Raw genomic sequence first — 14,831 nt, 5'->3', positions numbered from 1 at the left:
GACTAAAAACTTTTGCATTATTCTCGACCCAGGTAGGTATCGGTACGGGTATCAATCTTGATCCGCTCTCCGACCGTGATAAACAGGGGAACCATCACCTGGGCACCTGTTTCCACAATCGCGGGTTTCGAGCCGCCAGTGGCGGTATCGCCTTTGAGACCGGGATCGGTTTGCGTCACTTCCAGCACTACGGAGTTGGGCAGTTCCACTTCCATGATCTGCTCGCCCCAGCTGATGACGTTCACCTCCATTCCTTCCTTAAGGTACTTTACGCGATCGCCAATCTGAACCGCATTCAGGCTTGCTTCTTCATAGGTTTCCATGTCCATAAACACGAACTGGTCGCCTTCTTTGTAGGTATGCTGCATCGTGCGCTTTTCCAGATTTGCCTGGGGCACCGTTTCTGCGGCTCGGAAGGTTCGTTCCACAACGGAGCCTGACTGCACATTTTTTAGCTTAGTGCGGACAAACGCAGCTCCTTTCCCTGGCTTAACGTGGAGAAATTCTACTACCCGCCACACAGCTCCATCTAATTCAATGGTGACGCCAGTTCTAAAGTCGTTACTCGAAATCATGAATCTTTATCTAGGGGAGAACAATCGGCACCTCATTTTACCGCGAGCGGAGGTTCTTCCTATTACTCGTAGATCGATCGGCTGCGTCTAATGTCGCTGGGTCGGGACACCCGTGTGGCAAGATTAAAAATGGAGTTTTTGGTAAGCGTGAAAGCTTCAACCGCAGTCGGGAAAGCAGCATGCAGGAATTAATTTATGCTTGATTCAAACCGTTCCACGCTCGATTGGTTCAAACGCTTGGCTTTAACAGGCGTCTTAGTAGTGCTGATGATGACACTCTCAGCAGGACTCAGCGCTGCTTGGTGGGATTCTGGCAAAACTGCCCGTGATAGTGGATTGCCATCGGGAAATGCCATCACAGATGGTAAAGCTTTGTTACGGTATGCCCTACCCATTGACAATCAAGCAGTGCGGGAAATGCAAGCCGATTTAGAAGATATTTCCATACAACTGCGAAGTAAGCGTTGGAGTGCGATCGCCAGCGATGTTAGCAAGGCATCTCGAATTTTAAGCGCTCGCTCCTCCGACTTGCTCGCGGGCGTCTCTCCGTCGCAAAAATCTCAAGCAGAAGCCCTAATTGCGAAGATGGAAGAACAATTTGGGAAGCTTCGAGAAACCGTAGAAGCCAAAGATAAAGACCAAACTCAGGCGGAACGGGGCAACGTTCTCGATCTCGTGGGTCAACTAGAAGAGCTAATGGTGCCGGGATTCCCCTTCGAGGTGCCCTCAGCGTACAGTAATCTGCCTCAACTCAAGGGACGCGCCACTATAGAAATGACAACTGAGAAAGGCCCCCTGACCCTAGTAGTAGACGGTTACAGTGCGCCCGTAACTGCGGGTAACTTTGTAGATTTAGTCCAGCGTGGTTTCTATGACGGGCTAGAATTCGTCCGCGCCGAAGACTCCTACGTGCTGCAAGTGGGAGATCCTCCCGGCCCAGATCAGGGGTTTATTGACCCAGAAACCGGCAAATACCGGGCGGTTCCGTTAGAAGTGCTGGCGAGAGGGGACAAAGAACCCACCTATGGCATCACCTTAGAAGACGCGGGGCGTTACCTCGACCTACCCGTGCTTCCTTTCTCAGCTTATGGTGCCTTAGCAATGGCTCGTCCGGAAACAGAACCCAACGGAGGTTCTTCTCAGTTCTTTTTCTTCCTGTTTGAGCCAGAACTAACCCCAGCCGGTCGTAACCTGTTGGATGGGAGATATTCAGTTTTTGGCTATTTAACGAAAGGCAAAGAAGTTCTGGAAAAACTCGATGCAGGCGACAAGATTGTCTCGGCTAAAGTAATCCAGGGCGTGGAGAATTTAGTCCAGCCACAAGCCGCATAAACATCACAGGGCGATAAAGAGCTATTAATAGGGTGGGTGGGACGGCAATGCCAGCATTGCGCGATCGCCCACCCTCTCTGCTATAAAATTAGGAAATTTATGGCAATTATTGAGGTAATTTTTGTCATCACTGTCAGTGTGATGGCGGGTTTTTTGGTTTACAGTACCTCCCAGCAACGACAGCAGCAGATGCAACTAGAAAATGCTTTTTATCAATTGCTGGAAGCTCAAAATAGTTGTATTTCGCTCATTCAATTGACAGCAGCAGCAAGAGTAGATGTCCCATTAGCGAAGGAATACCTGGATCGTCAGGTGCAGATGTTTGGGGTGCTGCCAGAAGTAGATGCTGATGGAGATACCTTTTACCGCTTTCCTAAGCTGAAGCGGGATTCTGCTTCAGATAGAAATTAGCGTGAAGTGAGAAAATAGAGCGATAGCGAAGCGCTGACTTGTCAGTTCGCGTTTTTTTGGGGAGTAGATGAGGCGCAATTTGCTTCTCTTTGCTCTCTTACTTTCTGGCAAATCCGCTTTAAGTTTTTGCGCCTCTATAGTAATCCGATTAGAGTTGTCAGATGCTAGCGGTTTGGATACCCGGCTTCTCCCTCGAAGTCGGGTATTTTGCCTTCAGGAGCAATAATAGTAGGTGTAGCTCCAGACGAATTCTAGTATCAGCAACTAAACAACGAGGACTAGAAGCGTTATCCACTTTCTAGCCCTCATTTTCATGTTCACTTTCACTCAGTCTTTAGGAACGTAAATCTTCTCTAAAACCTAGCTAGCTTTGCGGCGTCGATGCCGACGAATTGTCATCAAAGATCCAGCTACCAATCCCAAGCCAGCAAGCGTGGCTGGTTCAGGAACTTTTTGTTCTCTAGCCATTACTTTAAAGTCTGGGCCATTGTAACTCGCGTCTGCTGTCACTCGGATACCTGCTAGAGAAGTAATTCCCAATTGCGCTAGGCTAACTCCCCAAGAACCAACCTCTTGACTTCCACTAATTTCCATTGTGTCAATGCTATAACCTGCGGCAAACTGATCGGTTCGCTTGAGTTTTAGAAAATTACCAATGAGGTTGCCAGCTTTGTCAATTGCTTGAATACCTAGATCGCTGTTCTTGCCTCGTTCCCAGAAAAAGAGGTTGTCTAATCCTGTCTTATCTGCACGAACTAGGTTATTGAAGAAAAGGTTGATACTAAAGGAACCTTTATCCTCAGTATCAATAATGTTGTTGAGGTTTTGGTTACCTAGATAAGTAGCAATATCAGTATTGGTTGGGTTCTTAATTCCAGATACTTCAACACCGTTTGGCTTACTAGCTTTATCGCCTTTATCTGTGCTAGCAGCCCCCGTATTATTGTTGTAGCCACCGGCTTCTGGATTGGCAGTTTCTCCCTTCTTGCTAGTGAGAGTAATAGCAGTATTAGAGATTATTTTAGCCTCTTTAACCAGATTAAAACTATCAATTGTGACTTTATTCTGAGTAATCGACTGAAGCCAAATATCTGCCTCAGAGTTACTTTTTTGGCTAACGTTGGTTTGGAAGCTTGCAGCTTGCGCTGAACTAGAAATCGTGAATGCTGTTCCAACGGCTAAGCATAGAAAAGTTGATGTACGCTGAAAATTCATTCTTTTAATCCTCTGGTAGGTGCTCATGTAGAAACGTTGTTGAAAGGTATTAGTTGAAGGTTTTCAGTGACAGATTCTCCCAATCCACAGCAACTCGTTAAGCCCAAATTTTAGCGATGTAGGTCTAAGCTAAAACTTTAATCATTTAGCCAAAGTTTTGCTTTTCCGCCCTTTCATCTAAATTAAACTGCCAACTTTCTCAAATAATTTAGTTCTTTTAGCTAAATCCTTGATAAATCGGCACTATTTCATCCTAAGAGTAAAGATTAATTAAGTCATCCTTGAAGCTACGGAAATTAAAATTAGAATGCTTCTTGCTGTGCGTAAAATTTCGGATACCTTGAAAATGTTGTTAGAGATATAGAAGTTTTATTAAAAGGAATTACGTATAAAAGTAAGACTTGAGATAGATAGCGATCGCACTTTCAAAAGCTAAACTTATGCACTCAAGTAAAAACTTGTAGATAATGATGAAATTACTGAGAAAAATTACTGAGACGCATTAGAAATTAACCATCATTTAAGTAAAAGATGGATGAATTCCCGTTGAAGTTACGGAAGTGTCAAAAAAATGCTCGCTTCTTATGCGTGAGAGTTCGGAGATTTAGAGCGATCGCACTTTTCCCACTCGGCAATCTTGCAACCAATTCCGAACTGCCTGACCAATAATGCCATTACTGCTATCGCGCGGCGGTGTAGGGGGTCGTCCTCCCGGAGAAGGGCCAGTACGGGAAAACATGAGTGCTAGGCTCCAACCGCTGTCAGTTTGAGCCAGAAATAGCCAGTGATACTGCTGTAATTCAATTGCCTTGCCAGCCGTATATTGTCGCTCCAAGGTGGTAATGAATAGCTGCTTGGGGGCTGCGGCAAGTTCGGCTGGAGTGGTTGGGGTATATTGACCGGGACCCAAGCTAAGCGGCTCAAATTCCGGGCGTCCAGCGATAATCACCGAACTAGAAGAAATATCAACTTTTCTGCTGCGGCGTCGAGCACGTTGATTGACCCGATTCGCATAACTGGGTAAATCCCGCAGGAGTAGAAGTGTGAGGTTTTCTAAATTATTGGGGCAAGCAGAAAGCTGCCGGGACAGAGAAACCCTGTCCCTGTTGAGTGCAGGGGAGGAGTTTCCTTGTCCCGGTTGAGTGCTGAATGCAGCGAACAGCGAACAGCCAGAAATCAGAAGTAACCGCCTAATTTCTAACAACTGACGCTTTCGACCTAAGTTCATGAAACCCCTGTTAGCTCGTCACAAATTCTTGCCCAAGCCGCAACAGGGTCAGAGGCGGCGGTAATCGGACGTCCAATTACCAAGTAATCAGCGCCTGCTTGGAAAGCTTGGGTGGGGGTGAGCGATCGCTTCTGATCTCCCGCTTCTGCCCAAGAGGGGCGCACACCCGGACACACCAGTAGAAAATCATCGCCGCAAGTCTGCCGCAGCTGGTCTGCCTCTTGGGGGGAACAAACTGCCCCAGCCAGCCCTGCTTCTTTGGCTAGCAGCGCCATCTGTAAGGCATACTCTGGCAGTTCTAGCGGTATTTTTAGTTCAAAGGCTAGCTGGCGCGAGGTGAGACTGGTCAGCAGCGTAATCGCAATTAAATTGGGGGGTGTCACCCCTACCTCCTGTGCGCCCTCCTGTGCCGCTGCTACTGCCCCCTGCAAGGCACCGCGACCGGCAGTTGCATGAATTGTCACTAAATCCACCCCGTAGCGGGCAGCGGCGCGACAAGCCCCAACAACCGTGTTGGGGATATCGTGAAACTTCAGATCCAGAAAAATTCGCTTTTGCCGGTCTTTGAGCGCCGTTAAGATTTCCGGCCCACTGCTGACAAATAGCTCTAACCCCACCTTCCAGAATGACACTTGGGGCAATTGATCGACGAGCGCGATCGCGGCTTCCTTTGTCGGCACATCCAGCGGCACGATGATGCGCTCTGTGACTGACTTAGGGGATTCTAGGCGAGTAGGATTTGGGTTCACGGGTAGGAGTAAGGCTGAAAAAATCGACTTGGCAACCAGAGTGAATTTTTCAATTCACTCGCTCACCTTAGCTTACAAGGCGGACAAATCGCTTTTTCCCCACACTCAGGATGCGTCCGGCTAGTTGTTCGGGCGTGTCAAAGACGAGAGCGATCGTGTCAACGCGATCGCCATCTAGTCGTACGCCACCCTCTTGTATTCGCTGTCGTGCTTCCGAACTACTTTTACACAGACCGCTAGCACTGACAATGTAGAAAAACTTAGCCGGAAATTGCACGCTCGAAAGCGAAAATTCCGGTACATCGTCAGTTTTTCCCTTCCTCGCTTCCTCCGCGGCTTGCTGACCGTGGTACTGCTTCACAATCTCGAACGCAAGTTCTTGCTGGCGATCGCGCGGAGTTTCTGGCAACCGATCCAAAGGCAGATCCGTCAGGAGTTCAAAATACTGCTCCAACAGCTCATCTGGAATCTTTTCCAGCTTCTGATACATCGGAGTCGAGCGTTCCGATAGCCCCACATAATTGCCCAGAGACTTCGACATTTTCTGGACGCCATCTGTCCCGATCAAAATCGGCATCAACACCCCAAACTGAGGCTTCTGACCAAAATGCCGCTGTAAATCTCGCCCCACGGCAATATTAAATTTCTGATCGGTTCCTCCCAACTCCACATCCGCTTCTACCGCCACAGAATCATAACCCTGCATTAATGGGTAGAGAAACTCATGCAGATAAATCGGATTTTCTTGTTCAAAACGGAGAGCAAACCCCTCCTTCGCCAGCATCTGTCCCACCGTCATCGTGGCGAGTAATTCCTGAATCTTTGCCAAATCCAGTTTGCCCAGCCACTCCGAGTTGTAACGAATTTCCAACCGTCCCGGCGTATCGAAATCCAGGATTGGACGCACCTGATCCAGATACGTCTGGGCATTTTGAGCCACTTCCTCTGCTGTCAGCTGGCGGCGTACCTCAGACTTCCCCGTTGGATCGCCAATCCGAGCCGTAAAATCCCCCAGAATTAGAACAGCCGTGTGACCAGCATCCTGAAGCGATCGCAACTTTCGCATGGGGATAGTATGACCGAGATGAATCTCTGCACCTGTCGGATCGATCCCATACTTCACCCGCAAAGGTCGGTCAGCCTGCGCTAACCGTTGAACCAAATTCTCCGCCGGGTCAGAAGAATCAGGCTGATTGGGAAAAATTTCGCTGACGCCGCGATAGAGCCAACTGAGGGCTTCTGGAGGCGTTTTTGCCGATGATACACTAGCGGTCATGCTTTGCCAAAACTCAATCGGGTATGGTAACTAATCACTATATTTGTATTTAATGCAAGTTCAAGGCAAATCAGATTAGTATAATTTGCAAAAATTGTTAAAATCTCCATGCCCGATTTCAAAATTTTAGGAACAGGCTGCACTTATGATGCTATAGCAGATCAGTTTCCTCCCCGGTCTAACCTCCCGATCGCATTCCCGGACAGATTTTAAAATCGTCCCTCCGGCTGCCCCTGGAAAGTCTTTGTAATTTCAATCAGCAAAGCCCTATCCAGTCGCACAACATCCAAGTCCCACATTTTTTAGTGAGGAAGTGAAATCCCCGTGTCGTCTAGCACTATTCAAGACAAACACTCGCGAGAGCCAGTCCCACCGATTTTTAAGTTCATGCAGGGAGTCGGGAAAGCAACGGGCGGAACCCTCCTCGGCATCACTATGCTTACCAGTTCGGTAGCTGCTGGTGGACTGGTTGGATTAGCAATTAGCTTCCGTAACCTGCCAGATGTGCGCGTTCTCCGCAGCTATGCGCCTACTGAAACTTCTTACATCTACGATGTTAAGGGCAAGCACCTCACCAGTCTCCACGGCGAAGCCAATCGCGAAATCGTCCCCCTTGACCAAATTTCTCCTGAACTGAAGCGGGCGGTTCTCGCAATTGAAGATAGCCACTTTTACTTCCACCAAGGCATCAACCCCAACAGCGTTGGTCGTGCTGTCCGAGCAAACTGGCAGAAGGGTTCGGTTGTTGAGGGCGGCTCGACGATCACCATGCAGTTGGTGAAAAACCTATTTCTTTCTCGCAAGCGTACCTTTAGCCGCAAAATTGCTGAAGCTGTGCTGGCAATTCGTTTGGAGCAAATCTTTAAGAAAGACCAAATTTTAGAAATGTACCTCAATCAGGTGTATTGGGGTCACAACAATTACGGTGCCCAAACCGCATCTGAAAGCTACTTTGGCAAAAAAGCTGCTGACCTCAACTTGGCAGAGGCGTCAATGTTGGCAGGAATGATTCAGGCTCCAGAAGACTACAGCCCTTTCACCAACTACAAGCTCGCCAAACAGCGACAAGCGCAGGTGTTGGGTCGGATGAAAGAGTTGGGGTGGATTACAGCCCAAGAGGAAGCAGCCGCCCGCAAGCTAACCATTAAAAAGGGTCAGCTGACTTCTTGGCAAACCAGCGAACTACCTTACATCACAGATGCAGTCGTGGCTGAGTTGAAAGAGCGCTTTGGCCCGGATGCAGTGCTAAAAGGGGGAATGCGAGTCCAAACTACCATCGACTACAAATTCCAGCGGATGGCGGAACAAAAGGTCAGTCGTTGGCATAGAAGACTTCAGGGTTGGGGAGTTTATAACAACCAAATTGCTCTGGTGGCAGTCGATCCTCGGACGCATTTTGTGAAAGCCTTGGTTGGCGGGGTTAATTACAAAAAAAGTAAGTTTAATCGGGCAACCCAATCGCTACGCCAGCCAGGATCTGCCTTTAAACCATTTGTTTACTATACGGCGTTCGCGACTGGGAAATATTCGCCCTATTCCACGGTCTACGATTCGCCAGTCAGCTATCGAGATGGAGGGGGCTATTACTCTCCTAGAAACTACGGCGGTGGCTACTCCGGTGCGATGAGCATTCGCCAAGCTCTCGTCGTCTCTGCGAATGTGCCTGCGGTGAAAATCGGGCGGTCTGTGGGGCTGGATAAGGTAATTGAAACCTTGCGGACGATTGGCTTTAAGAGTCCAATTGAGCCGGTGATTTCCTTGCCTCTGGGAGCGATTGGTGTGACGCCGTTGGAAATGGCTGGCGGCTATGCCACGTTTGCCAGTAATGGCTGGCATTCTGACACCACGCTGATTGTCCGGGTAACAGACAGCCGAGGCAATGTGTTGCTCGATAACACTCCTAAACCCCGTCTGGTGTTAGACCCGTGGGCGACTGCATCTCTGACTCAAGTGCTGCAAGGGGTGATCAGTGGCGGTACGGGGAAAGCTGCACAGATAGGTCGTCCGGCGGCTGGTAAGACGGGTACGACTTCTTTAGAGAAAGATGTTTGGTTTGTGGGCTATGTCCCGCAGATGTCAACGGCTGTTTGGATTGGCAAGGATAACAACCGCAGCTTAGGCGGTGGTGTTACAGGGGGCCAGTACGCCGCTCCGATTTGGCGCGATTTTATGTCAACGGCTATGTCTGGCGAACCCGTGCAATACTTCCCATCACCTTCCAAATTTGAGAGACCCCGCTCATAATTTGAGATTTTGGATTTTGGAGTGAATCCAAAATCCAAAATCTTTAGGGTTGCTTGGACAGTTCGGATTTCATCCGCTCTAGGGTGAGGTTCATTTGGTCAAACATTTGAGCTGGAGTGATGCCAAATTGACCAAGCTGGGTATGTAGCTGCTGTACTGTCATTTGAGCCATGAAGTCATCAGATAGCTCGAATCGCTTCATAAAGACGCGATAGCGATCCATCATGGCTTCCATTTGCTCAATGAAAATCTTTTTTCCTTCGAGATCGAATTTGCCGTAGTGGCTTCCCAGTTGGATCAGGGATTGATAATCTTCAAATAGCTGCTTGGCTTCTTGCTGAACAATTTCTGAATCAAAAAATCCCATAGCCTTTTCTTTTTCCCGTTAATGGGCTTCCCCGCCAAGGAGAAGTTTACTGCTTTGAGTATCATTTTAGTGCAGCCCAATGTTTCCGTTATATTCGGTTTTCCGTATTAACGGCGATCGCGCTCTAAATCCTCGATCGCTTTTTCCCAATACCATTCCTCTGATTTACCTGGATGCCTCTGTTTTAACCGCTCCACTAGCCGCATTGCAGCTGCCCTATCCCCGCTCAACAGTCTCAGCAGCTTGTTTTGTCGCTTAATGGTGGGTTGGCGACGCTGATGCTTACTTTGCTTAACGGATGATTGTTTAGCTGAAGATTGTAAGTTGCGAAACTGCCAGAAAAAAATAGCTAGCAGCAAAATCAAGCCGAGTAAGATAGCAATACCGATTGTCCAAGATGGCATCTTATCACCTGCCTACCATTGACAAGCTTTTAGTAAAGCATATCCAGTTTTTGACTAATCATCAGCGCCCAGCATCTGCAAGCCTTCTCAAGGTAAAAAATCAATATTATGGAAGAAGACAATTGCTTCCATCGCAAGTATGGTCTCGATAGGAAAATTCTCTGCTTTCCCTAAGCTTTTTTCCGGAAAATTTGGCAGTAAAATTTGGCAGCAGCTTCAGGAAGCAGGAAATCAGTCTGCAAGCAAGAGCCAAGGGGTCATGGAGTGGTGCGGTTCATGTTAACAAAGGCAAAAAATCGAAAAGTTGCAGCTATCTTGGCGTTGGTGGGGGCAGTGATACCCGTTGCTGGATTCCACAAGTTTTATATGGGACAGCCGGTATGGGGTCTGGCTTATTTGCTCTTGTCGTGGGGGACACCGATTCCTCGGATTGCTAGCGCGATTGAAGGGTTTTGGTATTTAGTCCAAGATGGGGATGAGTTTGACCGAAATTTTAATTTGGGCGTGGAACCGGCTGTCTCCTCCGTCGGCGTCGATCCCAATCGGGTGGGTGCGATCGCAGATGCTTTGCGCCAACTGGACAGCCTGCGGGAAGAGGGACTGATCTCAGAATATGAATTTGAGCAAAAGCGCCGTCAATGGCTCGATCGCATCGCTTGACATTTATGGCACTTTTTGATGGCACTTTTTGATGGCACTTTTTGAATGGCTACCACCCGCAGCTCGATTAAATCCAAATTTGCAGTCAATTCGGGGCAGGATTTTGAACGATCCCTACTACCGCCTGCAATCAACCCAAGAAATTGCGATCGCAGCGGAACTTGGTATCAAGATTGATGCAAATCAGGCAAGTGTAGACGATTGGCTGAGATTGCCAGGGTTATCGATTCATCAAGCGCGATCGCTCGTTTCCCTCGCTCAATCTGGCGTTCAGTTTTTCTGCATAGAGGATATTGCGGCAGCACTAGGTATGCCACCCGCTCGGCTAAAACCTCTAGAGGCAGTGATTAGATTTTGTTACTACGACGACTCTAGTTTGGCAACGCCGCAACTCATCAACCCGAATACAGCGTCTGTCGAAGAACTGATGCAGATTCCATTGATTGACGCGGTTCTCGCCGTAACAGTAGTGCAAAATCGTCTCGTTGCGGGGTCGTACCGCAACCTAGTTGATTTCCAGCAACGGCTATCGCTTCCTGGAAATCTAACTGCCCAATTAATGTATTATTTGCGATTTTGAATAAGTTATTGGGAAAAGTGATGAGTTTTCAGTTTTGAATTGAACACACATAAAACTCATCACTCAAAACTTTGACTTAAGTGCGGCTAATCCGGCTAAGAGGCCAGAAGCGGAAGAAGGCGCGACCAATGATATTCTTCTGGGGTAAGAAGCCCCAAACGTGGGAGTCGTTGCTGTTATTACGGTTATCTCCCATGACTAATACCTGGTCTTCAGGCACTAGCGCTGGCCCCCACTGATATTCTGGGGGTTCTGCGATGTAGTTTTCCTGGAGGGGCGACTCGTCCAGGTAGACCTTACCATTTTGAACTTTAACGACGTGACCCGGTGTGCCAATCACCCGTTTAATAAAGGCTTGGTCTTTTGCGTAGCCTTGAATTTGCAATTTTTGGGGAGGGTCAAAAACTACGATGTCGCCTGGGTGGGGTGCCCGAAAGCGATAAGAAATTTTTTCCACTACCAAGCGATCGCCCACTTGCAAGGTCGGCAGCATAGAATCAGAGGGAATATAGCGGGGTTCGGCAACAAAGGTTCGGATAAAAAGGGCTAAACATAGGGCAATCAATAGAATTTGCAGGTTTTCTCTTAATTGTTCCCATATTCCCCCTCCTGCTGCCTTTTTTTCTTTATGTCCCCCGGAATCTACGCCTTTGGGTTGCCCCTGTTTTGTCTTCTCAGCAACAACTGCCCCAGTTTGATTGACTCCGTCCTGGGAAGACGCATCTGCCTGAATCTCAGACGGAAGTCCCAGTTGGGTCGAGTTTGAGGTAGCAAATTGTGGAGATTCGTTGACGGCTGCTAAATCCTTTTCCTCAGATGCCATAGAAGTTTCAACTAAAAATATCTGGCGTTGTTAGCCACAGAGATAGTCTGGTTTATTTCAGCTCTCAGCCAAGATACCATGCGACCTCTGGTTTAGATCCATTGGATTTCAGGAGGGTGTAATATTTCTCAATCTTTAAAACTTATTTTTGTTCTAGTTTAACTAGGTTTACTGACTCTAAAAAGTTACCTTTATATTTTTATAGAGAAGTACTGATTTAATGAATCCATCTTTATGAAATTTTCTTGCTTTTAGGATTTCCGCAAAATCTCAAAGTTACGAGAAATCATCTAGAGACAATCCATAAGGTTATTGTTACAAATTAAGGGGGATTTAATTTAGGGTAAATAGAAGGAGCTTTCATAATATGAAATTGCGTAATTTTGCAACCTTAATGGCTGGCGCTGCGGCGGCTCTGTGCTTGGTATCTGTAACTGGGCAGCAGGCTAACGCAGGAACGATCTACAAAGATTGGAACTATGGAATTGATGCCTTTAATGATGGCTCTGGTGGTTCTGGTTATGAGATTAAGGGAATAGCAATCAAGGAAACCAGTGACAGCATTTTTGTCGCTCTGACTGGTGGTACGTCCTTGACAGGAACTTACGCGAGTGGCGCTGCTGACAAAAACATTGGTTGGGGAGATTTATTCTTTAATTTCACTGATAAAACTTTTAAAGCTGCTAGTGATGCAAAGAGTTTGTTTGGAATTCGCTTTGCAGCAACTAATGATTCAATGGTTTCCAGCACTGGCGTCTACCAAAATGTTCAAGCTGCTAGCGTCACTGCAACAAACGACGGATATAGCAGTTTGAAGCAATATTATAATTCTGGATGGGATCGGGAGAATACTCAAGGCACGGATTTGGCTACCAAAACGGATGCTTATGCATACTTCGGGGAAGGTTCCATTCTCAATGTAATTGGTTCAGGGACAAAAGTGGGTGACATTACCATGCTCACTGCCTCTGCATTGAGTACTGCTGGACTTGACTTCGCTAAATTCTCCGCAAGTGGTTCTCAGACGATTGGGTTCCAGTTTAGCAAGTCTCTGTTTGAAGGCGGTAACTACATTGCTAATACTTTTATTGAGTGCGGTAATGATGGGGTTGTCCTGAAAGGAAATCTTAAGGATGTACCGGAACCTTCTGGAATCGCTGGTATCGCTGTAGTAGGTCTGGTATTGGGCAGTAAACTGCGTAAGCGCCGTTGATTTTCGGGTTTATTTCGCGCTCATATGCAAAGAAAAACTTAGTGTATGAGCGCGAAATTATCATCCGTCCAATGTGCAACGCCCCTTGTTTGGGTAAGGTACATCTAGACAAGGTGCTAAAAAATGATATTGAACTGACTGGGAACACGTTTTACTTTCTGCGCTAGCGTAGAAAGTAAAACGTGTTCCCAGTTTGCCCTGTGTTGTCTAAACGTCCTGTTATACTTACCGGATTTATTGGTTGCTTGCTGATTTCCTTAAGTGCTTGCGCCAATAGTACCAACAGTGAAGCGCTGGAGCGATCGCTCGCAGCAGACCCTAAACTTAAGGACAATCCGGCTGCGTTTGGGTTGCCATCTCAAAATAACTCTCCGAACGAAACACTTGTTGCACTCCCCTCGGATTTCCCATCGGAGATTCCCGTCTATCCAGAGGCTCAGCTGCAAGAAGTCACGCCACCAACACCCGATCCCAATCAAGGACAGACCCTTCGTTGGACGACTTCTGACCCCAGCAACTCTGTCCAAACCTTTTACCAGAAAGCATTTCAATCGAATAACTGGGAAGTTTTGAGTCAGCCAACTGAGACTACTGAGACTGAGGAGGGTGCTGTTCCCCCAACCGATATCTTAGTGGCTCGCCAGAATAACCTGAAAGTTACCGTCTCCATCCAGTCAGGTTCGGGTAGTAATAGTTTTATCTCAACACCCTCACCGACTCCAGCGACTGCTGCTAATAGTCCAGCGAGTAGTGCAGCTAGTACTACACAATTTACCATTCAGTATGTCCGCGACGGCAGTGCAGCAGCAGCACCATCATCAAGTAACTCAGAGGTCGCCAGTCAGCCAACGACTGAGGCAACAACAGACAAGCCGGGGCCTCCTTCTCAACCCTCCGTATTTACAGATATCAACAAAGCACCCCAAGAATTACGTCAGTACGTAGAAAACCTGGCAGCGTTGGGGGTACTTTCGCTCAACTCTGGTGGTTCCAAGAGTAATTCAGCCGCAGGCGAACAGTTTGAGCCAAATAAAACCATCACCCGCCGCCAGTATGCGCGTTGGTTGGTAGCTGCGAATAATCAGATTTATAGCAATAGTCCGGGGAAGCAAATCCGTTTAGCATCAACAGATGTCCAACCGGCTTTCCAGGATATTCCCCGCAACGACCCTGATTTTCCAGCCATTCAAGGTTTAGCGGAGGCAGGTTTAATTCCCAGTCGGTTGACGGGTGATGCTACCGCTGTGTTGTTTCGCCCCGATGCACCGCTTACCCGCGAAAACTTGATTCTCTGGAAAGTGCCCCTAGATACCCGCCAGACCTTGCCCACGGCTTCGGTTGACGCGGTGAAGCAAACGTGGGGATTTCAGGATGCAGGTAAAACTGAGCCGAAGGCGTTGCGGGCAGTATTGGCAGATTTTCAAAATGGGGAATTGGCAAATATCCGGCGGGTTTTTGGATATACAACGCTGTTCCAGCCGAAAAAACCCGTGACGAGGGCTGAGGCGGCGGCAGCTGTCTGGTACTTTGGCGCTGAAGGTGAAGGGGTATCTGCTCAAGATGCTTTGCAGAGTCAGCGTCAACAGAGCCAGCCATCACCGACATCTACGCCGGAGCCTACACCGTCAAGTTCTGCTAATCAACCTGAGTTCGGGATAAGGAAGGGGCAAAACAGGTAGGGTGAAAGTGCTAACTTCTCATCCATCTGAATTACCCCATGCTTAGTCTAGAAGAACTATTTTGCTGTGTCGACG

Annotated in this window: 15 protein-coding genes; 7 read left to right on the top strand and 8 right to left on the bottom strand. The window is 47.8% G+C overall.

The window, feature by feature from the left end; genetic code table 11:
• Nucleotides 1-17: 17 nt before the first annotated feature.
• The gene (efp, locus tag NDI34_RS20225; RefSeq protein WP_190410539.1) at nucleotides 18-575 is read right to left on the bottom strand and encodes an elongation factor P; all 558 of its coding nucleotides are present in this window, start codon (nucleotides 573-575) and stop codon (nucleotides 18-20) included.
• Between the two features lie 195 nt (nucleotides 576-770).
• Between efp and NDI34_RS20220 the strand changes: the two genes are divergently transcribed.
• Both NDI34_RS20220 and NDI34_RS20215 read left to right on the top strand, forming a co-directional pair.
• On the top strand, nucleotides 771-1,907 hold the full coding sequence (locus NDI34_RS20220) for a peptidylprolyl isomerase (RefSeq protein WP_348233637.1): 1,137 nt from the start codon (nucleotides 771-773) through the stop codon (nucleotides 1,905-1,907).
• A 99-nt stretch (nucleotides 1,908-2,006) separates the two neighbouring features.
• Nucleotides 2,007-2,318, top strand: coding sequence for a hypothetical protein (locus NDI34_RS20215; RefSeq protein WP_190530198.1), 312 nt, complete (start codon nucleotides 2,007-2,009; stop codon nucleotides 2,316-2,318).
• 360 nt (nucleotides 2,319-2,678) lie between these two features.
• Here NDI34_RS20215 and NDI34_RS20210 read toward each other — a convergent pair whose 3' ends face one another.
• The 4 genes from NDI34_RS20210 to tyrS all read right to left on the bottom strand — a co-directional run bounded on the left by NDI34_RS20210 (nucleotide 2,679) and on the right by tyrS (nucleotide 6,786).
• Entirely contained in the window at nucleotides 2,679-3,533 is an 855-nt protein-coding gene (locus tag NDI34_RS20210; protein ID WP_348233636.1) for an exosortase-dependent surface protein XDP2, read from the bottom strand.
• Between the two features lie 604 nt (nucleotides 3,534-4,137).
• Nucleotides 4,138-4,761, bottom strand: a complete 624-nt coding sequence (locus tag NDI34_RS20205) for a hypothetical protein (RefSeq protein ID WP_348233635.1) — start codon at nucleotides 4,759-4,761, stop codon at nucleotides 4,138-4,140.
• Nucleotides 4,758-5,510: an orotidine-5'-phosphate decarboxylase gene (pyrF, locus tag NDI34_RS20200; protein ID WP_348233634.1), complete on the bottom strand. Its 753-nt coding sequence runs from the start codon at nucleotides 5,508-5,510 to the stop codon at nucleotides 4,758-4,760. Before pyrF ends, NDI34_RS20205 begins: the two co-directional genes overlap by 4 nt.
• Before the next feature lie 67 nt (nucleotides 5,511-5,577).
• The gene (tyrS, locus tag NDI34_RS20195) at nucleotides 5,578-6,786 is read right to left on the bottom strand and encodes a tyrosine--tRNA ligase (protein WP_348233633.1); all 1,209 of its coding nucleotides are present in this window, start codon (nucleotides 6,784-6,786) and stop codon (nucleotides 5,578-5,580) included.
• 324 nt (nucleotides 6,787-7,110) lie between these two features.
• Between tyrS and NDI34_RS20190 the strand changes: the two genes are divergently transcribed.
• The gene (locus tag NDI34_RS20190; protein WP_190410545.1) at nucleotides 7,111-9,030 is read left to right on the top strand and encodes a PBP1A family penicillin-binding protein; all 1,920 of its coding nucleotides are present in this window, start codon (nucleotides 7,111-7,113) and stop codon (nucleotides 9,028-9,030) included.
• A gap of 43 nt (nucleotides 9,031-9,073) precedes the next feature.
• On the opposite strand, the gene NDI34_RS20185 is transcribed toward NDI34_RS20190, so the two are convergent.
• Nucleotides 9,074-9,397, bottom strand: a complete 324-nt coding sequence (locus NDI34_RS20185; protein WP_190410546.1) for a DUF1825 family protein — start codon at nucleotides 9,395-9,397, stop codon at nucleotides 9,074-9,076.
• A gap of 107 nt (nucleotides 9,398-9,504) precedes the next feature.
• Nucleotides 9,505-9,801, bottom strand: coding sequence for a hypothetical protein (locus NDI34_RS20180; protein WP_348233632.1), 297 nt, complete (start codon nucleotides 9,799-9,801; stop codon nucleotides 9,505-9,507).
• A 276-nt stretch (nucleotides 9,802-10,077) separates the two neighbouring features.
• On the opposite strand from NDI34_RS20180, the gene NDI34_RS20175 reads away from it, so the two are divergent.
• Nucleotides 10,078-10,461 (top strand): NINE protein, encoded by a 384-nt coding sequence (locus NDI34_RS20175; RefSeq protein WP_190429123.1) that lies wholly within the window; start codon nucleotides 10,078-10,080, stop codon nucleotides 10,459-10,461.
• 31 nt (nucleotides 10,462-10,492) lie between these two features.
• On the top strand, nucleotides 10,493-11,041 hold the full coding sequence (locus NDI34_RS20170; protein ID WP_348233631.1) for a ComEA family DNA-binding protein: 549 nt from the start codon (nucleotides 10,493-10,495) through the stop codon (nucleotides 11,039-11,041).
• A gap of 76 nt (nucleotides 11,042-11,117) precedes the next feature.
• Here the strand turns inward: NDI34_RS20170 and lepB are convergent, their stop codons facing one another.
• Nucleotides 11,118-11,642, bottom strand: coding sequence for a signal peptidase I (gene lepB, locus NDI34_RS20165; RefSeq protein WP_348233653.1), 525 nt, complete (start codon nucleotides 11,640-11,642; stop codon nucleotides 11,118-11,120).
• A gap of 589 nt (nucleotides 11,643-12,231) precedes the next feature.
• On the opposite strand from lepB, the gene NDI34_RS20160 reads away from it, so the two are divergent.
• Nucleotides 12,232-13,077, top strand: a complete 846-nt coding sequence (locus tag NDI34_RS20160) for an XDD3 family exosortase-dependent surface protein (protein WP_190410549.1) — start codon at nucleotides 12,232-12,234, stop codon at nucleotides 13,075-13,077.
• A gap of 200 nt (nucleotides 13,078-13,277) precedes the next feature.
• The gene (locus NDI34_RS20155) at nucleotides 13,278-14,756 is read left to right on the top strand and encodes an S-layer homology domain-containing protein (protein WP_348233630.1); all 1,479 of its coding nucleotides are present in this window, start codon (nucleotides 13,278-13,280) and stop codon (nucleotides 14,754-14,756) included.
• The last annotated feature ends 75 nt before the right edge of the window (nucleotides 14,757-14,831 follow it).

The organism is Trichocoleus sp. DQ-U1 (assembly GCF_039961925.1).
Lineage (GTDB): Bacteria > Cyanobacteriota > Cyanobacteriia > Cyanobacteriales > FACHB-T130 > FACHB-T130.
Note: the sequence above shows the minus strand (reverse complement) of the source record. Positions and strands in the feature narration are given on the sequence as shown.

Bases quoted from the DNA above. Each gene is read 5' to 3' on its own strand.
- efp (WP_190410539.1), bottom strand. From the start codon at position 575: ATGATTTCGAGTAACGACTTTAGAACTGGCGTCACCATTGAATTAGAT.
- NDI34_RS20220 (WP_348233637.1), top strand. From the start codon at position 771: ATGCTTGATTCAAACCGTTCCACGCTCGATTGGTTCAAACGCTTGGCT.
- NDI34_RS20215 (WP_190530198.1), top strand. From the start codon at position 2,007: ATGGCAATTATTGAGGTAATTTTTGTCATCACTGTCAGTGTGATGGCG.
- NDI34_RS20210 (WP_348233636.1), bottom strand. From the start codon at position 3,533: ATGAATTTTCAGCGTACATCAACTTTTCTATGCTTAGCCGTTGGAACA.
- NDI34_RS20205 (WP_348233635.1), bottom strand. From the start codon at position 4,761: ATGAACTTAGGTCGAAAGCGTCAGTTGTTAGAAATTAGGCGGTTACTT.
- tyrS (WP_348233633.1), bottom strand. From the start codon at position 6,786: ATGACCGCTAGTGTATCATCGGCAAAAACGCCTCCAGAAGCCCTCAGT.
- NDI34_RS20185 (WP_190410546.1), bottom strand. From the start codon at position 9,397: ATGGGATTTTTTGATTCAGAAATTGTTCAGCAAGAAGCCAAGCAGCTA.
- NDI34_RS20180 (WP_348233632.1), bottom strand. From the start codon at position 9,801: ATGCCATCTTGGACAATCGGTATTGCTATCTTACTCGGCTTGATTTTG.
- NDI34_RS20175 (WP_190429123.1), top strand. From the start codon at position 10,078: ATGTTAACAAAGGCAAAAAATCGAAAAGTTGCAGCTATCTTGGCGTTG.
- NDI34_RS20170 (WP_348233631.1), top strand. From the start codon at position 10,493: ATGGCACTTTTTGAATGGCTACCACCCGCAGCTCGATTAAATCCAAAT.
- NDI34_RS20160 (WP_190410549.1), top strand. From the start codon at position 12,232: ATGAAATTGCGTAATTTTGCAACCTTAATGGCTGGCGCTGCGGCGGCT.